General features: G+C 68.0%; 18 protein-coding genes. 2 read left to right on the top strand and 16 right to left on the bottom strand.

Annotated elements, in window-relative coordinates:
- Together mtgA and ruvC are read left to right on the top strand one after the other, a co-directional pair.
- Window positions 1-717, top strand: coding sequence for a monofunctional biosynthetic peptidoglycan transglycosylase (gene mtgA, locus ACF8NF_RS08370; protein ID WP_279493337.1), 717 nt, complete (start codon window positions 1-3; stop codon window positions 715-717).
- A gap of 17 nt (window positions 718-734) precedes the next feature.
- A complete protein-coding gene (ruvC, locus tag ACF8NF_RS08365; protein ID WP_016448023.1) occupies window positions 735-1,283 on the top strand; it encodes a crossover junction endodeoxyribonuclease RuvC in 549 nt (182 codons plus the stop codon).
- On the opposite strand, the gene ACF8NF_RS08360 is transcribed toward ruvC, so the two are convergent.
- The 16 genes from ACF8NF_RS08360 to ftsL form a co-directional block, all read right to left on the bottom strand.
- Entirely contained in the window at window positions 1,280-2,146 is an 867-nt protein-coding gene (locus ACF8NF_RS08360; protein ID WP_374006099.1) for an alpha/beta fold hydrolase, read from the bottom strand. The two genes, ruvC and ACF8NF_RS08360, sit on opposite strands and share 4 nt — an antisense overlap.
- Window positions 2,147-2,195: 49 nt before the next feature.
- Window positions 2,196-2,372: a hypothetical protein gene (locus ACF8NF_RS08355; RefSeq protein ID WP_016453134.1), complete on the bottom strand. Its 177-nt coding sequence runs from the start codon at window positions 2,370-2,372 to the stop codon at window positions 2,196-2,198.
- A 13-nt stretch (window positions 2,373-2,385) separates the two neighbouring features.
- Window positions 2,386-3,309 (bottom strand): UDP-3-O-acyl-N-acetylglucosamine deacetylase, encoded by a 924-nt coding sequence (gene lpxC / locus ACF8NF_RS08350; RefSeq protein ID WP_016448026.1) that lies wholly within the window; start codon window positions 3,307-3,309, stop codon window positions 2,386-2,388.
- A 93-nt stretch (window positions 3,310-3,402) separates the two neighbouring features.
- Window positions 3,403-4,641, bottom strand: a complete 1,239-nt coding sequence (gene ftsZ, locus ACF8NF_RS08345) for a cell division protein FtsZ (protein ID WP_016448027.1) — start codon at window positions 4,639-4,641, stop codon at window positions 3,403-3,405.
- 119 nt (window positions 4,642-4,760) lie between these two features.
- Window positions 4,761-5,990, bottom strand: a complete 1,230-nt coding sequence (ftsA, locus tag ACF8NF_RS08340; protein ID WP_392450430.1) for a cell division protein FtsA — start codon at window positions 5,988-5,990, stop codon at window positions 4,761-4,763.
- A gap of 84 nt (window positions 5,991-6,074) precedes the next feature.
- Window positions 6,075-6,875 carry a cell division protein FtsQ/DivIB gene (locus ACF8NF_RS08335; RefSeq protein WP_016448028.1) on the bottom strand — a complete coding sequence of 267 codons (801 nt, stop codon included), beginning with the start codon at window positions 6,873-6,875 and terminating at the stop codon, window positions 6,075-6,077.
- Complete coding sequence (locus ACF8NF_RS08330) at window positions 6,872-7,849, bottom strand: D-alanine--D-alanine ligase (protein ID WP_016448029.1); 978 nt, start codon at window positions 7,847-7,849, stop codon at window positions 6,872-6,874. The genes ACF8NF_RS08335 and ACF8NF_RS08330 overlap by 4 nt, the downstream gene beginning before the upstream one ends.
- Window positions 7,846-9,279, bottom strand: a complete 1,434-nt coding sequence (gene murC, locus ACF8NF_RS08325; RefSeq protein WP_074922731.1) for a UDP-N-acetylmuramate--L-alanine ligase — start codon at window positions 9,277-9,279, stop codon at window positions 7,846-7,848. Before murC ends, ACF8NF_RS08330 begins: the two co-directional genes overlap by 4 nt.
- On the bottom strand, window positions 9,276-10,367 hold the full coding sequence (gene murG, locus ACF8NF_RS08320; protein ID WP_016448031.1) for an undecaprenyldiphospho-muramoylpentapeptide beta-N-acetylglucosaminyltransferase: 1,092 nt from the start codon (window positions 10,365-10,367) through the stop codon (window positions 9,276-9,278). The genes murC and murG overlap by 4 nt, the downstream gene beginning before the upstream one ends.
- Complete coding sequence (gene ftsW, locus ACF8NF_RS08315) at window positions 10,364-11,629, bottom strand: putative lipid II flippase FtsW (RefSeq protein WP_017404612.1); 1,266 nt, start codon at window positions 11,627-11,629, stop codon at window positions 10,364-10,366. The genes murG and ftsW overlap by 4 nt, the downstream gene beginning before the upstream one ends.
- A gap of 5 nt (window positions 11,630-11,634) precedes the next feature.
- The gene (murD, locus tag ACF8NF_RS08310) at window positions 11,635-13,596 is read right to left on the bottom strand and encodes a UDP-N-acetylmuramoyl-L-alanine--D-glutamate ligase (protein WP_392450428.1); all 1,962 of its coding nucleotides are present in this window, start codon (window positions 13,594-13,596) and stop codon (window positions 11,635-11,637) included.
- A 4-nt stretch (window positions 13,597-13,600) separates the two neighbouring features.
- Window positions 13,601-14,779: a phospho-N-acetylmuramoyl-pentapeptide-transferase gene (mraY, locus tag ACF8NF_RS08305; RefSeq protein ID WP_016448034.1), complete on the bottom strand. Its 1,179-nt coding sequence runs from the start codon at window positions 14,777-14,779 to the stop codon at window positions 13,601-13,603.
- Window positions 14,770-16,185 (bottom strand): UDP-N-acetylmuramoyl-tripeptide--D-alanyl-D-alanine ligase, encoded by a 1,416-nt coding sequence (gene murF / locus ACF8NF_RS08300; RefSeq protein WP_047217442.1) that lies wholly within the window; start codon window positions 16,183-16,185, stop codon window positions 14,770-14,772. Before murF ends, mraY begins: the two co-directional genes overlap by 10 nt.
- Window positions 16,182-17,711, bottom strand: coding sequence for a UDP-N-acetylmuramoyl-L-alanyl-D-glutamate--2,6-diaminopimelate ligase (locus ACF8NF_RS08295; protein WP_016453129.1), 1,530 nt, complete (start codon window positions 17,709-17,711; stop codon window positions 16,182-16,184). The genes murF and ACF8NF_RS08295 overlap by 4 nt, the downstream gene beginning before the upstream one ends.
- A complete protein-coding gene (locus ACF8NF_RS08290) occupies window positions 17,708-19,456 on the bottom strand; it encodes a penicillin-binding protein 2 (protein WP_013804112.1) in 1,749 nt (582 codons plus the stop codon). The genes ACF8NF_RS08295 and ACF8NF_RS08290 overlap by 4 nt, the downstream gene beginning before the upstream one ends.
- Entirely contained in the window at window positions 19,453-19,737 is a 285-nt protein-coding gene (gene ftsL, locus ACF8NF_RS08285; RefSeq protein WP_012203393.1) for a cell division protein FtsL, read from the bottom strand. The genes ACF8NF_RS08290 and ftsL overlap by 4 nt, the downstream gene beginning before the upstream one ends.
- Between the last annotated feature and the right edge of the window lie 17 nt (window positions 19,738-19,754).

The following is a 19,754-nucleotide window of genomic DNA, read 5'->3' as shown; positions in this document are numbered from 1 at the left end:
ATGAAATCCCTGGCACGCGCCCTGCTGCTGGTGCTGTGCGCCGGCCTGCTGCTGCAGCTGTTCTTCGTGCTGCGCATTGCGCTGATGGTGGTGGTCGATCCCGAGTCCACAGCCTTCCAGCGCTCCGAAGCCTGGCAGATGCTGCGCAGCTCCGAAGGCCTGCACTGGAGCCAGCAATGGCTGCCCTATGACCGCATCGCGCCCACGCTCAAGCGCGCCGTCATTGCCTCCGAAGACGACAGCTTCACCGAACACCACGGGGTGCAATGGGAAGCCATCGAGAAAGCCTGGCAGCGCAACCAGCGCGCCGAAGCCCGGGCCATGAAGACCGACAACGGCAAGGCGCCCAAGATCTATGGCGGCTCCACCATCACGCAGCAGCTGGCCAAGAACCTGCTGCTGTCGGGCGAACGCAGCCTGCTGCGCAAGGGGCAGGAACTGGTGCTGACCCAGCTGCTGGAACTGATGCTGAGCAAGCAGCGCATCCTGGAGATCTACCTCAACAGCGTGGAATGGGGCCAGGGCGTGTTCGGCGCCGAGGCGGCCGCTCGCCACTACTTTCGCAAGAGCGCCTCCCAGCTCAGCGCCGCCGAGGCCGCGCGCCTGGCCGTGATGCTGCCCCAGCCCAAGCGCTTCGAGAAGCTGCCCAACTCCGGCTATCTGCTGCAGCGCACGCGCACGGTCATGCAGAGAATGCCCAGCGCCGTCGTCCCCTGAACAGCTACATTCACCCCATGCGCATCCTTGGAATCGACCCCGGTCTGCAGACCACGGGATTCGGCGTGATCGACGTCGACGGCCACCGCCTGGCCTATGTGGCCAGCGGCACCATCCGCACCACGGGCATCGCGCTCGGCGACCTGCCGGGCCGGCTCAAGCTGCTGTTCGACGGCATCTCGGAAGTCGCCAGCCGCTACCAGCCCGACACCTCGGCCGTGGAAATCGTCTTCGTCAACGTCAATCCCCAATCCACCCTGCTGCTGGGCCAGGCACGCGGCGCCGCGCTCACGGCCCTGGTCAACGCCGGCCTGCCGGTGGCCGAGTACACGGCACTGCAGATGAAGAAGGCCATGACCGGCCATGGCCGCGCGGCCAAGAGCCAGATCCAGGAAATGGTGCGCCGCCTGCTGCAACTGCCCGGCCTGCCCGGCACCGATGCCGCCGACGCCCTGGGCCTGGCCATCACCCACGCCCATGCAGGCGCCGCCATGACGAAGATGGCCGAGGTCACGCAGCTGCAGCGCCGCCAGCATGCGGTCTACAAAGGTGGGCGCGTCTACTAGGACACCAGTGCTTGGCCACCCTGCTCGGCCCTGAGCCTGATCCATTGCGCGATCCGGGGGAACACATCGGATTGCGCATTGCCGGCCATCAGCAACCTGCTGTGGCTGTAGTCTTCGACAAAACCGGCGGCCTTGCCGCACAGCACGAACTCCACATCCGTCCCGCCGAAGGCGCTTGCCAGCGCTTCGCACCCCTGCCAGGGTGCAATCAGGCGGTCTCCAGCACCCGCCAGCGCCAGAACGGGAATACGCACCTGGGAGAGTGCCTGCAGGTAGTTCATGCCGTCATGTCCCACAAATCGGCGCTGGAGATTCCACTGACACCACTGGCGCATCAGTTGGCCGCTTTCCGCCTCGGGCCCCACCATGCGGTTGGCTGCCAGCCAGTTCCGGCGGCCTATCCACGCCAGGTAACCCCGGATCCTGGCCCAGGCCAGCGGTGTGGCGGCAGCATGGGTGGCCTGGGCGGCCAGCAGCACGACACCGGCCAGATGGTCCCGGGCCACATCGGGATTGCGAGCGGCCCAGATGGCTGCCGCAATGCCGCCCCCGCTGTGGCCTATCAGGGTCAAAGGCCGGCCCTGCTCCTCGCTGCGGATGGCCTCGATGGCACTGGCGATGTCATGCCTGGCCACGGCTTCCAGATCATGGCCATGGCCGCAGGCCGGGTTCCGTCCATGGCCGCGCCAGTCGAAGAGCCAAGTGCCGAATCCCTGCGCCGCCAGATACGCGCCGAGCCGGTCGCAGGATGCGGTGCCGGAGAAGGTGCCGTGCGTGATGGCCACGACAGGCCCCTGGACGCAGCCGCTGCGCACCAGCACAAGGGTGTGGCCGTCGCCGGCCCGGATCCGAATTTCCTTCATGGCGGCCCGGCAGTCTCCGCAATGGCGGCAGCGCAGCCCATTCAGGACCTCAGACGATGCGTCCAAAGAACAGCACGGCGAAGAAGGTCACGCCGGCAATCACGGTCCACTTAAGGATGATGAAGCCCCAGCGCTTGTAGCGGGGCTGGCCCGTGCCCAGGTAGAACGCAAAGGACACGGCTGATGCCAGCAGCAGCAGGGTGGCCAGCCAGCGGAAGATCAGCATGGCGGCGCCCGCCTCACCAGGCCCGCGCGGGCTGGGCGAAGCCCTTGGGCGCCTGGCGCTCGCTGTCGAAGCTGACCATTTCCCAGGCGTCGGGCTGGGCCAGCAGGGCACGCAGCAGCTGGTTGTTCATGCCGTGGCCCGAGCGGAAGGCGCTGTAGGCGGCCAGCAGGGGCCTGCCGATCAGGTACAGGTCGCCGATGGCGTCCAGGATCTTGTGCTTGGCGAACTCGTCGTCGTAGCGCAGGCCGTCGCTGTTGAGCACCTTGTAGTCGTCCATGACGATGGCGTTGTCCATGCCGCCGCCCAGCGCCAGGCCGTGGCTGCGCAGCATTTCCACGTCCTTGGTGAAGCCGAAGGTGCGCGCGCGTGCGATGTCGCGCGTGTAGTTGTCCTCGCCCATGTCGAACTCCACACACTGGCCGGTGGAGTCCACGGCAGGATGGGCGAAGTCGATCTCGAAGCGCAGCTTGAAGCCGTGGTACGGGTCAAAGCGTGCCCACTTGAGGTTCTGGCCCTCGCCCTCGCGCACCTCGACGGGGCGGATGACGCGGATGAAGCGCTTGGGCGCCTTCTGCAGCTCGATGCCCGCGCTTTGCAGCAGGAATACGAAGGAGGCGGAGGAGCCGTCGAGGATGGGCACTTCCTCGGCGGTGATGTCTATGTAGATGTTGTCGAGCCCGAGGCCGGCGATGGCCGACATCAGGTGCTCCACGGTATGCACCTTGGCGCCGCCCGTGCCGATGGTCGAGGCCATGCGCGTGTCGGTGACGGCTTCGGCGGAGATCGGGATGTCCACGGGCTCCGGCAGGTCCACGCGACGGAACACGATGCCGGTGTCGGGCTGCGCGGGACGCAGCGTCAATTCGACACGCTGGCCGCTGTGCAGACCCACGCCCACGGCACGGGTGATCGTCTTGATGGTGCGTTGTTGGAGCATCCGGCTATTTTAAAGTGCGGCAGCCGTGCGCAGGGCATGGCCCTGGCACGGCATTCGCTATCACAACCATGCAGCGACCGTATCGGCCGCTGCTCAGTCAGCCTGCTTGCGCAGGAAGGCCGGGATTTCCAGATCGTCCATGCCGCCGGAGGCCAGGGCATCGACGCGGGCAGCGGCCTGCGTGCGGTTGGTACGCCAGACGCTGGGCACCGACATGTTGTTGGCATAGTCGGCGCCGCCAGCGGCACCGCCGACCAGGCCGCCGGCTGCCGTTGCGGCACCCATGGAGGCCGAAGGCAGCTGGTAGCTCATGTTGTCGGTACCGGTGCGCAGGCCACCCTGCACCACCTGCATGTTCTGGCGGCGTGCGCTGGGGCGCGACAGGCCGGTGGCCACCACGGTGACGCGGATTTCGTCACCCAGGCTGTCGTCGTAGGCAGCGCCGTAGATCACATGCGCATCGGGCGAGGCGTAGGCATTGATGGTGCTCATGGCCAGGCGCGACTCGGACAGCTTGAGGCTGCCCTTGGCGGCCGTGACCAGCACCAGCACGCCCTTGGCGCCCGACAGGTCGATGCCCTCCAGCAGCGGGCAGGCCACGGCCTGCTCGGCAGCGATGCGCGCGCGGTCGGGGCCGGCCGCCTTGGCCGTGCCCATCATGGCCTTGCCGGGTTCGCCCATGACGGTGCGCACGTCTTCGAAGTCGACGTTCACATGGCCGTACTCGTTGATGATTTCGGCAATGCCGCCCACGGCGTTCTTGAGAACGTCGTTGGCATGGGCAAAGGCCTCGTCCTGCGAGATGTCGTCGCCCAGCACGTCCAGCAGCTTCTCGTTGAGCACGACGATCAGCGAATCGACGTTGGCTTCGAGTTCGCTCAGGCCGCTGTCGGCGTTGGCCATGCGTCGGCCGCCTTCCCACTCGAAGGGCTTGGTGACCACGCCCACGGTGAGGATGCCCATTTCCTTGGCCACGCGCGCGATCACGGGCGCAGCGCCCGTGCCCGTGCCGCCGCCCATGCCGGCCGTGATGAACAGCATGTGCGCGCCTTCGATGGCAGTGCGGATGTCGTCCTCGGCCAGCTCGGCGGCTTCGCGGCCCTTGTCGGGCTTGCTGCCCGCACCCAGGCCGCTGCCACCGAGCTGGATGGTGCGGTGGGCGCTGCTGCGCAGCAGCGCCTGCGCGTCGGTGTTGGCGCAGACGAACTCCACGCCCTGCACGTTGCGCGCAATCATGTGCTCGACGGCATTGCCGCCGCCGCCGCCAACGCCGATCACCTTGATCTGCGTACCCTGGTTGAATTCTTCAACTTCAATCATGTCGATGGGCATGTTGGTTCTCCTGTAGCTCTCTGTAAGTGGTCACCACCGTCTGGGGAAAATTCTGTCTTCTGTCCGGTATTCGGAAGCCGGTGGGCGGGCCGGTAATGCGCAGTCGATGAAAGCACATATCAAAAGTTCCCCACGATGAAGTCTTTGAAACGGCCAAAAGCGGTCTTCATCGACCCACTCTTTTGTGCCACCTTGAAACCGCGCAGGCGAGCCAGGCGGGCCTCTTCGAGCAATCCCATCACGGTGGCGGCGCGGGGTTGAGCCACCATGTCAGCCAATGCGCTCGAATACTTGGGGATGCCGCGGCGCACGGGCTTGAGGAAGATGTCCTCGCCCAGTTCCACCATGCCCGGCATGACGGCGCTGCCGCCGGTCAGCACGATGCCCGAGGACAGCACTTCCTCGTAGCCTGAATCGCGCACCACCTGCTGCACCAAAGAAAAGATCTCTTCCACGCGCGGCTCGATCACGCCGGCCAGCGCCTGCTTGCTGATCATGCGCGGGCCGCGGTCGCCCAGGCCCGGCACTTCGACCTGGGCGTCGGGGTCGGCCAGCAGCTGCTTGGCATAGCCGCTTTCGACCTTGATGTCCTCGGCGTCCTTGGTGGGCGTGCGCAGCGCCATGGCGATGTCGCTGGTGATCAGGTCGCCCGCGATGGGAATCACGGCCGTGTGCCGGATGGCGCCGCCCGTGAAGATGGCCACGTCGGTGGCGCCCGCGCCGATATCGACCACGGCCACGCCCAGCTCGCGCTCGTCATCGGTGAGCACGGCCTGGCTCGATGCCAGCGGGTTGAGCAGCAGCTGCTCGACCTCCAGGCCGCAGCGGCGCACGCACTTGATGATGTTCTCGGCCGCGCTCTGCGCGCCCGTGACGATGTGGATCTTGGCCTCCAGGCGGATGCCGCTCATGCCGATGGGCTCGCGCACTTCCTGGCCGTCGATCACGAATTCCTGCGGCTCGACCAGCAGCAGCCGCTGGTCCGAGGAGATGTTGATGGCCTTGGCCGTCTCCATCACCCGCGCCACGTCGGTGGCCGTGACTTCCTTGTCCTTGATGGCCACCATGCCGCTGGAGTTCAGGCCGCGGATGTGGCTGCCGGTGATGCCGGTGCACACGCGCTGGATCTTGCAGTCGGCCATCAGCTCGGCCTCCTTCAGCGCCTGCTGGATGCTCTGCACCGTGGCGTCGATGTTGACCACCACGCCACGCTTGAGTCCGTTGCTCGGGGCCACGCCGAGGCCGGCGAGCTTGAGTTCGCCGTTGTACAGGACCTCGGCGACCACGACCATGACCTTGGCCGTGCCGATGTCCAGTCCGACGATCACATCTTTGTATTCTCTTGCCATATCAGCATCCGCCCCCGGTTGGTTCTGTCCTGTCGCTGTGTCGCTGCTTGGTGTGCATGTACATAGGTCTGTCCTCCCTCGTCTTCAGCGTCGGGGACGCACTGCAGCCGGCGCCTTGGCCGTGCCGGTGGTCACACCGCGCAGCCTCAGCGCATATCCGTCTTCGTAGCGCAGGTCGGCCGACTCGATGGCGTCGGCCTTGCGCTTGTATTGGGTCGTGATCTGGGGCAGCGTGCGCACGAAGCGCTGCACGCGCTGCAGCACGGCCTCCACGCTGCCGCCACCCAGTTCGATCTGTGCGTCGTTGGCCAGCCTGAGCTGCCAGCTGCCGCGCGCATTGAGCGTCAGCCCGTCGATCTCCACATCCAGCGGCCCCAGCGCCGGCACCAGCAGCCGGTACATCTGCAGCATCTGCGGGGCGCTGTCCTCGGGGCCCTGCAGGCGCGGCAGGCCGTCGCGGTCCAGCTCGCCCAGGTTGGCCTCGAAGACCTCGCCGAAGCTGTTGACCAGGCCGGTGCCCGAATCAGGCCCCCAGAAGGCCTCGGCCACATGCTCGTGCAGGATGACGCGCAGGCTGTTGGGATAGTCGCGGCGCACCTGCGCCTCGCGCACCCAGGGCACCTGCTCGAACGCCGCCTTGGCGGCCTTGAGATCCACGGTGAAGAAGTTGCCCGTGAGCACCGGCGCCACATTGGCGCGCAGCGTCACCGCGTTGTTGTGCACCAGCTCGCCCTCGACCACGATGCGGCCGATATTGAAGGCCGGATGGCGCAGCGCCCACCAGCTCACCGCTGCCAGCCCCAGCGCAGCCACGCCCACGAACAGGACCGTGGCGGTCACGTTCATGAGCTTGACGTCGAAGGGGGCCGGCAGGGAGTAGCTCATGCGTGCTCCTGCTCCGGTTGCGCGTCCAGCGCGGCGTTGGCCAGGATGCCCAGGCACAGGTTTTCGTAGCTCACGCCGATGGCGCGGGCCGACATGGGCACCAGCGAGTGGCCCGTCATGCCCGGCGAGGTGTTGATCTCCAGCAGGAAGGGCTTGCGGTCGCTGGCGCGGATCATGATGTCGGCGCGCGACCAGCCGCGGCAGCCTAGCGTGCGGAAGGCCCGCACGACGATGCGCCGGATCTCGGCCTCTTCCTCGGCAGGCAGGCCGCTGGGGCAGTGGTACTGGGTGTCGTCGGTGAAGTACTTGTTCTGGTAGTCGTAGTTGCCTTCGGGCGCGACGATGCGGATCACGGGCAGGGCGTGGGCGCCCTCGCCGGTTCCGAGCACGGGGCAGGTGGTCTCGTCGCCTTCGATGAACTCTTCGCAGAGCACTTCGGGGTCGTACCGGGAGGCCAGCACATAGGCCTGCTCGCATTCCTCGGCTGTCCAGACCTTGGTCAGGCCGATGGTCGAGCCCTCGCGCGAGGGCTTGACGATCATGGGCGCGCCCAGCGCCTGCAGCGCGGCGCGGGTCTCGTCGGCGCTGGCGACCAGCCGCCAGTCGGGTGTGGGCAGACCCTCGAAGCGCCAGATGCGCTTGGTCATGATCTTGTCCATGGCGATGCTGGAGGCCATCACGCCGGGGCCCGTGTACGGGATGCCCAGCAGCTCCAGCGCGCCCTGCACCGTGCCGTCCTCACCGTAGCGGCCATGCAGCGCGATGAAGCAGCGGTCGAAACCGTCCTTCTTCAACTCGCCCAGGTCCCGCTCGGCGGGGTCGAAGGCATGGGCATCCACGCCCTGCGACAGCAGGGCCTTGAGCACGCCCGTGCCCGACATCAGCGAGACCTCGCGCTCGGCCGAGCGGCCGCCCAACAGCACGGCCACCTTGCCCAGGGCCTTGACATCGATCTGGGTGCCGAAGCTGCTCATTGCGCAGCTCCCTGCTGCGCCTGCAGCTCTTGTTTCTGAAGCATTTCAACCAACTTTCCGGGCACGGCGCCAATCGAGCCGGCCCCCATGCACAACAGCACGTCGCCATCGCGGGCGTGGGCGGCCAGGGCCGCCGGCAGCTCGGCAACGTCTTCCACAAAGACCGGCTCGACCCGGCCGGCCACGCGCAGGGCGCGCGCCAACGAGCGGCCATCGGCCGCCACCACCGGCGCCTCGCCGGCCGCATAGACCTCGGTCAGCAGCACGGCATCGGCCAGGCCGATGACCTTGACGAAATCCTCGAAGCAATCGCGCGTGCGGCTGTAGCGGTGCGGCTGGAAGGCCAGCACCAGGCGGCGGCCCGGGAAGGCGCCGCGCGCAGCAGCCAGCGTGGCCGCCATCTCGACAGGGTGGTGCCCGTAGTCGTCGATGACGGTGAAGATGCCACCGTCCGCTGCAGGGAGTTCGCCATAGCGCTGGAAGCGCCGGCCCACGCCCTTGAAGCTTTCGAAGGCGCGCAGCAGCGCCTCGTCGGCAATCTCCAGCTCCATGGCGACGGCCACGGCCGACAGCGCGTTGAGCACGTTGTGCTCGCCCGGCAGGCTCAGCACCACGTCCAGGTCGGGATAGCTTTGGCCGTTGCTGCGGCGCACCGTGAAATGCATGCGGCCGGCCTCGGCGCGCACGTTGAGGGCGCGCACCTGGGCGTCCTCGGCAAAGCCGTAGGTGGTCACGGGGCGGGCCACCTGGGACAGGATCTCGCGCACGGCCGGGCTGTCCACGCAGACGATGGCGCGGCCGTAGAACGGCATGCGGTGCAGGAAGTCGACGAAGGCGCCCTTGAGCCGGCCGAAGTCATGGCCGTAGGTTTCCATGTGGTCGGCGTCGATGTTGGTGACGACGGCCATCACGGGCAGCAGGTTCAGGAAGGAGGCGTCGGACTCGTCCGCCTCGACCACGATGTAGTCGCCCTGGCCCAGCTTGGCGTTGGCGCCCGCGCTGTTGAGCTTGCCGCCGATGACGAAGGTCGGGTCCAGCCCGGCCTCGGCCAGCACGCTGGTCACCAGGCTGGTGGTCGTGGTCTTGCCGTGGGCTCCTGCGATGGCGATGCCCTGCTTGAAGCGCATCAGCTCGGCCAGCATGAGCGCACGCGGCACGACGGGGATCTTGTGCGTGCGCGCAGCGACCACCTCGGGGTTGTCGGACTGCACGGCGGTGGAGGTGACGACGGCGTCAGCCCCTTCGATGTGCGCGGCGGCATGGCCGACGTGGGTGGCAATGCCCAGGCCTGCGAGCCGGCGCAGCGTGGCGCTGTCGGACAGGTCCGAGCCCGAGACGGCGTAACCCAGGTTGTGCAGCACCTCGGCGATGCCGCTCATTCCGGCGCCGCCGATGCCGACGAAATGGATGTGATGAATGGCGTGCTTCATGCGGCCAGTTCCTCACAGGCGGCGACCACCTCGGCGGTGGCTTCGGTCTTTTGCATTTTCTTGGCTTTTCCAGCGCGCTCCAGCAGCGTCGCACGCTGCATATTTTGTAGCATTTCGGCCAGGCTTTGGGCAGTCAGTGCGCTTTGTTGCATCAACCATCCACCACCGGCATCGACCAGGAAACGCGCGTTCGCGGTCTGGTGGTCGTCCACGGCGGCCGGGAAAGGCACATAGATGGCGGCTGCGCCCACGGCCGCGATCTCGGTGACCGTGCTGGCACCGGCGCGGCAGACGATGACATCGGCCTCGGCAAAGGCGCGCGCCGTATCGTCGATGAAGGGCGTCAGCTCGGCCTGCACGCCTGCCGCCGCGTAGTTGGCGCGCAGGGCGTCGATCTGTGCGGCGCCGCTTTGGTGGAGCACGACGGGGCGCACATCGGCCGGAATCAGGGCCAGCGCCTGCGGCACGATCTCGTTGAGCGCCTTGGCGCCCAGGCTGCCGCCCACCACCAGCAGGCGCAGCGGACCGCTGCGGCCCGCAAAGCGCTGCTCGGGCGCGGGCTGCTCGGTGAAGGCCTGGCGCAAGGGGTTGCCGACCCAGCGGCCCTTGGGGAACACGTTGGGGAAGGCGGTGAAGATGCGGTGGGAGACGCTGGCCAGCACCTTGTTGGCCATGCCGGCCACGGAGTTCTGCTCATGCAGCACCAGGGGCTTGCCGGCCAGCACGGCCATCATTCCACCGGGGAAGCTGATGTAGCCGCCCAGGCCCACGACCACGTCGGGCTTGACGCGGCGCACCACGGCCAGCGCCTGCCAGAAGGCACGCAGCAGGCGCATGGGCAAAAAGGCCAGGGTCATGATGCCCTTGCCGCGCACGCCCGAGAACTCGATGGTCTCCAGCGGGAAGCCCTGGGCCGGCACGATGCGCGACTCCATGGAGCCGGGGGCGCCCAGCCAGCGCACGTTCCAGCCGCGCTCGCGCAGCGCCTGGGCCACGGCCAGGCCCGGGAAGATATGGCCGCCCGTGCCGCCGGCCATGATCAGGGCCGTGCGCTGGCGTTGCGTGCCTTGAGAGGTGGACTGCGTCATGCATGCCCTCCCTTCATCAGCAACTTGTTCTCGTAGTCCACCCTTAACACCACCGCTATCGCTATCAGATTCATGAGGATGGCCGACCCGCCGAAGCTCATCAGGGGCAGCGTCAGTCCCTTGGTCGGCAGCGCGCCCAGGTTCACGCCCATGTTGATGAAGGCCTGGAAGCCCATCCAGATCGCAATGCCCTCGGCCACCAGGCCGGAGAACACCCGGTCCAGCGCAATGGCCTGCCGGCCGATGAGCATGATTCGGCGCGTGAGCCACAGGAAGGTGACGGCGATCAGGAGCACGCCGACCAGGCCGAATTCCTCGCCGATCACGGCCAGCAGAAAGTCGGTGTGCGCCTCGGGCAGCCAGTGCAGCTTTTCGACGCTGCGGCCCAGGCCCACGCCGAAGATCTCGCCGCGCCCGATGGCGATCAACGCATGCGACAGCTGGTAGCCCTTGCCCAGGGCATGCTTTTCATCCCAGGGATTGAGGTAGGCAAAGATGCGCTCGCGCCGCCATTCGGAGGTGGCGATGATGAGCACGAAGGCCAGCACCACCAGGGCCGCGATCAGGAAGAACATGCGCGCGTTCACGCCGCCCAGGAACAGGATGCCCATGGCGATCACCACGATCACCATGAAGGCGCCCATGTCGGGCTCGGCCAGCAGCAGCACCCCGACCAGCACCACGGCCAGCCCCATGGGCAGCACGGCGCGGAAGAAGCGCTCCTTGACCTCCATCTTGCGCACCATGTAGTCGGCCGCATAGATGAGCACGGCGAACTTGGCCAGCTCGGACGGCTGGAAGTTCATGATGCCCAGGGACAGCCAGCGCCGCGCGCCGTTGACCACGGTGCCCACATGCGGGATCAGCACGGCCACCAGCAGGACCAGGGACACCAGGAAGAGCTTGCGCGCCATGCGCTCCCAGGTGGCCATGGACACCTGGAAGGCCAGCAGCGCGCCGACGAAGGCCATGCCGATGGACATGGCATGGCGCATCAGGAAATGGGTGGGCGCGATCTTGCCGAAGCGCGGATTGTCCGGCATGGCGATCGATGCCGAATACACCATGACCAGGCTCCAGGCCAGCAGGCCTATGACCACCCAGATCAGGGCCTGGTCCAGGCCGAGCACGCTGGCCGGCGTCTGCGTGGGCCGGTGGTACTGGGGACCGCCCAGGCGCACGGGCAGCACGTCGATGGCCTTTTCCTGCGCGCCTCCGAACCAGGAGCGCATGCGGCCCAGGGCCTGGTTCATGGCGTTCATCGCGCTCATGCAGCACCTCCGAGTTCATGCCCGGCATCCAGCGCCAGCGCGCGCACGGCATCGACGAACTGCTGGGCCCGGTCCTCGTAGTTGCGGAACATGTCCAGGCTGGCGCAGGCGGGCGACAGCAGCACGGCGTCGCCTTCATGGGCGCGCGAGGCGGCCAGCTCCACGGCATCGGCCATGGTGGTGGCATCGACCAGGGGCACGCCGCAGTCCTGCAGCGCAGCGCGGATGCGGCCCGCGTCGCGGCCGATCAGCACGGCGGCGCGCACGTGGCGCGACACGGGTGCGGCCAGCGGAGAGAAATCCTGGCCCTTGCCGTCACCGCCCAGGATGACCACGATGCGGTGGTCAGGCCCCAGGCCCGACAGCGCGGCCACGGTGGCGCCCACGTTCGTGCCCTTGCTGTCGTCGTAGTACTCCACGCCGTTGACGCGGCCGATGGGCTGGACGCGGTGCGGCTCGCCCCGGTACTCGCGCAGGCCGTAGAGCAGGGGCGCCAGCGTGCAGCCGCCCGCGCTGGCCAGGGCCAGGGCGGACAGGGCATTGATGGCGTTGTGCCGGCCACGGATGCGCAGCGCGTCGGCGGGCATCAGGCGCTGGATGTACAGGTCTTCGGCGTTCTTGCCCTTGGCGGTTTCGTCGGCCTCATGGGCGCGCACCAGCCACGTCATGCCGCTGACCACTTCCAGACCGAAGTCGCCGGGGCGGCGCGGCATGTCGCCGCCGAAGGTGATGTGGGCGCGCTGCTGGGGCTTTTGGCGCTTGCCCGGCGGCACCACGGGTGCCGGCAGCATGCGCATGACCTCGGGGTCCTCGCGGTTGAGCACCATGATGCCGCTGCTGCCGAAGATACAGGCCTTGGCATCGGCATAGGCGCGCAGGCTGCCGTGCCAGTCCAGGTGGTCCTGGGTGATATTGAGGACGGCGGCGGCCGTGGGCTCGAACATCTGCACGCCGTCGAGCTGGAAGCTGGACAGCTCCAGCACCCAGGCCTGGGGCAGCGTTTCGGCATCGATGGCCTGGGTCAGCGTGTCCAGCAGCGTGGGGCCGATATTGCCCGCCACCGCCACGCGCAGGCCGGCATGCTCCAGCAGTTGGCCGGTCAGCGAGGTGACCGTGGTCTTGCCATTGGTTCCGGTAATGCCCAGCACGGTGGGACGGTAGCCATGGGCTGCGGCCAGGGCCTTGAGCGCCATGGCGAAGAGATCGAGTTCGCCGCCCACGGGCAGGCCCTGGGCCCGGGCCGTGTCGACCACGGGCGCCACGGCGGCCGGGCTCAGGCCGGGCGAGCGGTAGACCAGCCCCAGGCTCTGGCCGTCCACCAGTTGGGCCGTGAAATCTCCGGGCACGAAGCGCGCCTGGGGCAGTTCGGCGGACAGCTGTTCCAGCTGGGGCGGCGCCTGGCGCGTATCGGCCACGATGACTTCGGCGCCGCAGCGCACGCACCAGCGCGCCATGGCCAGGCCCGAGGCGCCCAGGCCCAGGATGAGCACGCGCTGGCCCTGCAGGTGCTGGGCCTGCTCGCCGGGCCAGCCGGCAGCCACGGGTGGCAGTACCTGTTCGGCTTCAACCGCCTCTTCGGTGGCGACCGGGGTGACCTCGGCGTCGGAGGAATCCGAGATGCTGGGGTCGGCAAAGATCTGGGCCACGAAGGCAGCGGCATCCCTGGCCGCCGTCAGCGTGGAGATGTCGGGTACAGGCTCGGTCATCGCCGCAGGGGCCGGGGCTGCCTCAAGCCCGAGCGCCTGCGAAGGCTCCGCAGCCAGCGGCTGCTCTGCGCCTTCCAGAGCCGCAGCCGGCGAATCGTCCAGGACCGGATCCGCGACCGGCTCGTCCGCCCGCTCGCCGGCAGACTCCGAGGCAAAGTCGGCCCCCTTGGCCAGTTCGGCATGCAGCGCCGGGACAGCGGGCTCGCCAGCCGGCAGCGCAGGAGGTTCGGTCTTGAAGTCTTCGGTGTTCATGGACTCACCTCAGCTTCAGCGTGGACAGGCCCAGCAGGCACAGCAGCATGGTGATGATCCAGAAGCGGATCACGACCTGGGTTTCCTTCCAGCCGCTCTTCTCGAAATGGTGGTGCAGCGGCGCCATCTTGAGCAGGCGACGGCCTTCGCCATAGCGCTTCTTGGTGAACTTGAACCAGGTGACCTGCAGCATCACCGACAGCGCCTCGACCACGAAGATGCCGCCCATGATGGCCAGCACGATTTCCTGGCGAACGATCACGGCGATGGTGCCCAGCGAAGCGCCCAGCGCCAGCGCGCCCACGTCGCCCATGAAGACCTGGGCCGGATGGGCGTTGAACCACAGAAAGGCCAGACCCGCTCCGGCCATGGCCGCGCAATACACCAGCAGCTCGCCCGAGCCCGGGATGTGCGGGAACAGCAGGTACTTGGCGTAGCCGGCATTGCCGGTGACGTAGGCAAAGATGCCCAGGGCCGAGCCCACCATGATCACAGGCATGATGGCCAGGCCGTCCAGGCCATCGGTCAGGTTCACCGCATTGCTGGCGCCCACGATGACCAGGTAGGTCATGACCACGAAGCCGAGCACGCCCAGCGGGTAGCTGACTTCCTTGAAGAAGGGAACAAGCAGGCCGGCCTTGGGGGGCAGGTCCAGCGAAAAGCCCGACTGCACCCAGGTCACGAACAGCTCGAAGACCTGGGCATTGGTGTTCTCCGAAATGCAGAACACCAGGTAGAGCGCGGCCAGCAGTCCGATGACGGACTGCCAGAAATATTTCTCGCCCGAGCGCATGCCCTCGGGGTCCTTGTTGACCACCTTGCGCCAGTCATCGACCCAGCCGATGGTGCCGAAGCCCAGAGTGACCAGCAGCACGATCCAGACGAAGCGGTTGGACAGGTCGAACCACAGCAGCGTGGACACGGCGATGGACAGCAGGATCAGCGCCCCGCCCATGGTGGGCGTGCCGCTCTTGGCCAGATGGGTTTCCATGCCGTAGCCGCGCACGGGCTGGCCGATCTTGAGCGAGGTCAGCATGCGGATCAGGCGCGGTCCGGCCAGCAGGCCGATGACCAGGGCCGTGAGCGCGGCCATCACGGCGCGCATCGTGAGGTACTGGAAGACGCGCAGAAAGCCGAACTCGGGGGACAGGCCCTGCAGCCATTGGGACAGCATCAGCAGCATGCGGCCTCCTTCTTGCAACCGTCATCCTTGCCGGCCGCCTCGACCGCCTGAACCACCTGCTCCATCTTCATGAACCTCGAACCCTTGACCAGAATGCTACCCACCTCGGGCAGCGCGGCACAGGCTGCCTGTTGCAGCGAGGCCATGTCTTCGAAATGCCGGGCACCTGCACCGAATGCGGTGGCGGCGGATGTGCTTTGCGCGCCCAGCGTGAACAGCCGGGCAATGCCCAGGCTGCGCGCCAGCGCGCCCGCCTCGGCATGGAATTGCGGCCCCTGATCGCCGACCTCGCCCATGTCGCCCAGCACCAGCAGCTGGGGAGCGGGCAGTTCGCGCAGTACCTCGATGGCCGCGGCCACCGAATCGGGATTGGCGTTGTAGCTGTCGTCGATCACGGTGACCGGGCGACCTTGCACCGAAACGCTCAGCGCGCGCGAGCGGCCCTGCACGGGCTCGAACACGCTCAGGCCGCGTGCGATGTCGGCCAGCGGCACGCCGGCAGCCTGGGCGCAGGCCGCTGCGGCCAGCGCGTTGCGCACGTTGTGGCGGCCGGCGATGTGCAGGCGCACCGGCGCCTCGCCCTCGGGCGTGGCCAGGGTGAACTGCCAGGCATCGCCCAGCCACAGCGCGTCACGCGCGTGGATATGGGCGCCGTCGCCAGACTCGCCGAACAGCAGGCATTGGCGGGCGCCCGCCAGCTCACGCCACAGCGGCGTGTAGGTGTCGCCTGCGGGGAACACGGCCACGCCGTCGGCGGGCAGGGCCAGCAGCACGCTGCCGTTTTCGCGCGCCACGGCCTCGACCGTGTGCATGAATTCCTGGTGCTCGCGCTGGGCGTTGTTGACCAGGGCCACCGTGGGTTGGCCGATGGCGGCCAGCTCGGCAATCTCGCCGGGATGGTTCATGCCCATCTCCAGCACGGCCACGCGGTGCTGGCCGGTCATGCGCATCAGGCTCAGCGGCAGGCCGATGGAGTTGTTGAAGTTGCCGCGCGTGGCCAGCGCCGCCTCGCCCGCATGGGCACGCAGGATGGAGGCCACCATCTGCGTGACCGTGGTCTTGCCGTTGCTGCCGGTGACGGCGATCAGCGGCAGCGCAAAGCGCGCGCGCCAGGCCGTGGCCAGCGCGCCCAGGGCGGCCAGCGAATCGGGCACTTCGATGCCGGACAGGCCTGCAGCCTCCAGGCCGCCATGGGCCAGGGCTGCGGCGGCACCGGCCTCGCGGGCCTGGACCAGGAACTGGTTGGCATCGAAACGCTCGCCCTTCAAGGCGACGAACAGATCCCCGGCCTGCAGCGTGCGGGTGTCGGTGTGCACGCGCGTGAGCACGGTCTGGCCGTTGCCGACCAGCCGTGCCTGGGGGATATGCGACTGGATCAGCTCCAGCGCTTGTTGCAAGGTCATCATGACCGCTTCTTTCCTTCACGGGCCGCCAGCGCCTTGCGCGCCTCGGCCATGTCGGAGAACGGATGGCGCTGGCCTGCCGTCTCCTGGTAGTCCTCATGTCCCTTGCCGGCGATCAGCACCACGTCGCGTTCGCTGGCGTGCGCGATCGCCTGGGCGATGGCCGCCGCGCGATCGGCCTGGGACTGCAGGTTCTCGCCCGGCTGCATGCCGGCCAGGATCTGGTCGATGATGCGGTCGGGCACTTCGCTGCGCGGGTTGTCGCTGGTGACCAGCACGCAGTCGGCATTCTTCTGGGCGGCCTGCCCCATGAGCGGCCGCTTGGTGGCATCGCGGTCTCCACCGCAGCCGAACACGCACCACAGCCGGCCCTGGCGCTGCTCGGCGGCCGGGCGCAAGGCGCGCAGGGCCTTGTCCAGCGCGTCAGGCGTGTGGGCGTAGTCCACGGCCACCAGCGGCTGGCCGGGCTGGACGATCTGCTGCATGCGGCCGGGCACGGGCTCCAGGTGGGCGCAGGCAGCGACGGCCTGGTCCAGGCTCAGGCCCAGGCAGCGCAGCGCTGCCAGCACACCCAGCAGGTTGGATACGTTGTACTGGCCCACCATGCGCGTGTGCATGCGCAGGCTGTGGCCGGCCTCGATCACGGTGAAGCTCAGGCCCTCGGCGCCCAGCGCGATGTCCTTGGCCTGCAGGCGCGCCGCGCCCTCGATGGAAATGCTCCAGACATCGAGCGCGGCAGAGGATGGGCGCGACTGCAGCGTGGCCCACAGGCGCGCGCCGTGCGCGTCGTCCACATTGACGACGGCGGCCTGCAGGCCGGGCCAGTCGAACAGCGCGGCCTTGGCATCCCAGTAGGCCTGCATGCTGCCGTGGTAGTCGAGATGGTCCTGCGTGAAATTGGTGAACATCGCCACGCGGATGCGCGTGCCGTCCAGCCGGTGCTCGACGATGCCGATGGACGAGGCCTCGATGGCGCAGGCCGCCAGGCCCGCATCGGCGTACTCGCGGAATGCGCGCTGCAGCCGCACCGGGTCGGGCGTGGTCATTCCCGTGGATTCCAGGGCGGGCGGGATGCCCACGCCCAGCGTGCCCACCAGGGCGCAGCCGCTGCGTTCCTGCAGCTTCACCTGGGCCAGCGCATGCGCCAGCCACCAGGCCGTGGTGGTCTTTCCGTTGGTGCCGGTGACGGCCAGCACGTCGATCCGGGCGCTGGGATGCTGGAACCACTGGTCGGCGATCAGGCCCGTGGCGGCCTTGAGGCCGGGCAAGGCCGCGATGTGCTCGCCGGAAAAACCGAAGGGCTCGACGCCCTGCGCTTCGACCAGGCAGGCCACGGCGCCGCGCTCCAGGGCCGAGGCCACATGGGCGCGGCCATCGGTGGCCGCGCCGGGCCAGGCAATGAAGGCATCGCCGGGCCGGACCTTGCGACTGTCGGTCTGCAGCGTGCCGCTGCCTTGCAGGCGGGCGGCCAGCCATTGGACAGCCTCGGTGGCCGACGACAGCATCAGCAGGGCTTGGGAGGAACTCATAGCGAGGGCTCCTCCACGGGATTGGCGACGATCAAGGGCTTGACTTCCATATCGGGCTGCACGCCCATCAGGCGCAGCGTCTGCTGCACCACTTCGCTGAACACGGGTGCCGCCACGGTGCCGCCGTAGATGGTGCCGGCACTGGGCTCGTCCACCATCACGGCGACGATGATGCGCGGGTTCTCGATGGGCGCCATGCCCGTGAACCAGGCGCGGTACTTGCCGGCGGCATAGCCCTTGCCCTGCTGCTTGCGGGCCGTGCCCGACTTGCCGCCCACCGAGTAGCCGATGGTCTGGGCGCGCTGGCCCGTGCCGCCGGGGCCGGCCGCCAGGGCCAGCATCTTGCGCACCTCGTTGGCCGTGCGCGGAGAGAACACGGGCACGCCCACGGGCGGCTCGTCGGTCTTGACCATGGTGGCCGGGATCACGCGCCCGCCGTTGGCAAAGACGGTGTAGCTGCGCGTCATCTGCAGCAGGCTGGCGGACAGGCCGTAGCCATAGCCCATGGTGGCCTGCTCCACCGGCCTCCAGGTCTTGTAGGGACGCAGGCGACCGCTGGCGGCGCCGGGAAAGGAGATCTGCGGCTTCTGGCCGAAGCCCACGGCCGAGAAGGTTTCCCACATTTCCTTGGCCGGCATCTGCAGCGCGATCTTGGTCGTGCCCACGTTGCTGGACTTCTGGATCACGCCGGCCACGGTGAGCAGGCCGTAGTTGTGGGTGTCGGAAATCGTCGAGCCCGTGACGTTGACGCGGCCCGGCGTGGTGTCGATGGGCGTTTCCGGCTTGAAGCGGCCCGACTCCAGCGCCAGGCCGATGGTGATGGGCTTCATGGTCGAGCCGGGCTCGAAGGTGTCGGTGATGGCGCGGTTGCGCAGTTGCTCGCCCGTCAGGTTCTTGCGCTTGTCGGGCACGTAGCTGGGGTAGTTGGCCAGGGCCAGCAATTCGCCGGTGTGCGCATCCATGACCACCACGCTGCCCGCCTTGGCCTTGTGCGCGATGACCTGCTCCTTGAGCTTCTGGTAGGCGAAGTACTGGACCTTGCTGTCCACGGACAGCTGGATGTCGCGGCCGTCCTGCGGCGGCACTTCCTCGCCCACGCCCTCGACCACGCGGCCCAGGCGGTCCTTGATCACGCGGCGCGAGCCGGGCTTGCCACCCAGCTCCTTGTCGAAGGCCAGCTCCATGCCTTCCTGGCCATGGTCTTCCACATTGGTGAAGCCCACGATGTGGGCGGCCGATTCGCCTTCCGGGTACTGGCGCTTGTATTCCTTGCGCTGGTAGATGCCCTTGATGTTGAGGGCATGGATCTGCTGGCCCACGTCCCAGTCGAGCTGGCGCTTGATCCAGACGAAGGTCTTGTCCTCGTCGGCCAGCTTTTCCATCAGCGCGGGCAGCGGCATCTCCATGAGCGCGGCCAGCTGCTTGAGCTTGGCCTTGACCTCGGGGTCGTCCTGCTCGACATCTTCGGGAATGGCCCAGATGCTGGCGGCCGGCACGCTGGAGGCCAGGATCAGTCCATTGCGGTCCAGCAGGCGGCCGCGGTTGGCCGGCAGCTCCAGCGTGCGCGCAAAGCGCACCTGGCCCTGGCGCTGGAAGAAGTCGTTGCCGAACACCTGCACATAGGCCGCGCGTGCGCCCAGGCCGACAAAGCCCAGGCCCAGCATGGCCACGATCATCTTGCTGCGCCACAGGGGTGTCTTGGACGCCAGCAAGGGGCTGGAGGTGTAGAGCACGCTGCGCGTCATGGAGCCACTCCCGTGCGCGCATCGTCATTGACGTACTGGGCGATGGCCGGCGTGGCCGGCTTCATCTGCAGACGCTCGCGCGCCATAACCTCGATGCGCTGCGGCGTGGCCTGGGCGCGCTTTTCCACCTGCAGGCGCTGCTGCTCGGTGGCCAGGCGGCGCGATTCGGCCACGGCGCGGTCCAGTTCGGTGAACAGCCGGCGCGACTCGTACTGGTTGTGCACCAGGAAGATGGCGCTGGCCATCACCGCCAGCAGCAGCACGAGGTTCAGGCGCAGCATGCCACGCCCTCCTCTTG

The organism is Delftia sp. WSY_22 (assembly GCF_043104185.1).
GTDB classification, from domain to species: Bacteria; Pseudomonadota; Gammaproteobacteria; order Burkholderiales; family Burkholderiaceae_C; genus Comamonas; species Comamonas tsuruhatensis.
Note: the sequence above shows the minus strand (reverse complement) of the source record. Positions and strands in the feature narration are given on the sequence as shown.

Excerpts from the sequence above, each read along its gene's own strand:
- mtgA (WP_279493337.1), top strand. The coding sequence starts at position 1 with ATGAAATCCCTGGCACGCGCCCTGCTGCTGGTGCTGTGCGCCGGCCTG.
- ruvC (WP_016448023.1), top strand. The coding sequence starts at position 735 with ATGCGCATCCTTGGAATCGACCCCGGTCTGCAGACCACGGGATTCGGC.
- ACF8NF_RS08360 (WP_374006099.1), bottom strand. The coding sequence starts at position 2,146 with ATGAAGGAAATTCGGATCCGGGCCGGCGACGGCCACACCCTTGTGCTG.
- ACF8NF_RS08355 (WP_016453134.1), bottom strand. The coding sequence starts at position 2,372 with ATGCTGATCTTCCGCTGGCTGGCCACCCTGCTGCTGCTGGCATCAGCC.
- lpxC (WP_016448026.1), bottom strand. The coding sequence starts at position 3,309 with ATGCTCCAACAACGCACCATCAAGACGATCACCCGTGCCGTGGGCGTG.
- ftsZ (WP_016448027.1), bottom strand. The coding sequence starts at position 4,641 with ATGCCCATCGACATGATTGAAGTTGAAGAATTCAACCAGGGTACGCAG.
- ftsA (WP_392450430.1), bottom strand. The coding sequence starts at position 5,990 with ATGGCAAGAGAATACAAAGATGTGATCGTCGGACTGGACATCGGCACG.
- ACF8NF_RS08335 (WP_016448028.1), bottom strand. The coding sequence starts at position 6,875 with ATGAGCTACTCCCTGCCGGCCCCCTTCGACGTCAAGCTCATGAACGTG.
- ACF8NF_RS08330 (WP_016448029.1), bottom strand. The coding sequence starts at position 7,849 with ATGAGCAGCTTCGGCACCCAGATCGATGTCAAGGCCCTGGGCAAGGTG.
- murC (WP_074922731.1), bottom strand. The coding sequence starts at position 9,279 with ATGAAGCACGCCATTCATCACATCCATTTCGTCGGCATCGGCGGCGCC.
- murG (WP_016448031.1), bottom strand. The coding sequence starts at position 10,367 with ATGACGCAGTCCACCTCTCAAGGCACGCAACGCCAGCGCACGGCCCTG.
- ftsW (WP_017404612.1), bottom strand. The coding sequence starts at position 11,629 with ATGAACGCCATGAACCAGGCCCTGGGCCGCATGCGCTCCTGGTTCGGA.
- murD (WP_392450428.1), bottom strand. The coding sequence starts at position 13,596 with ATGAACACCGAAGACTTCAAGACCGAACCTCCTGCGCTGCCGGCTGGC.
- mraY (WP_016448034.1), bottom strand. The coding sequence starts at position 14,779 with ATGCTGCTGATGCTGTCCCAATGGCTGCAGGGCCTGTCCCCCGAGTTC.
- murF (WP_047217442.1), bottom strand. The coding sequence starts at position 16,185 with ATGATGACCTTGCAACAAGCGCTGGAGCTGATCCAGTCGCATATCCCC.
- ACF8NF_RS08295 (WP_016453129.1), bottom strand. The coding sequence starts at position 17,711 with ATGAGTTCCTCCCAAGCCCTGCTGATGCTGTCGTCGGCCACCGAGGCT.
- ACF8NF_RS08290 (WP_013804112.1), bottom strand. The coding sequence starts at position 19,456 with ATGACGCGCAGCGTGCTCTACACCTCCAGCCCCTTGCTGGCGTCCAAG.
- ftsL (WP_012203393.1), bottom strand. The coding sequence starts at position 19,737 with ATGCTGCGCCTGAACCTCGTGCTGCTGCTGGCGGTGATGGCCAGCGCC.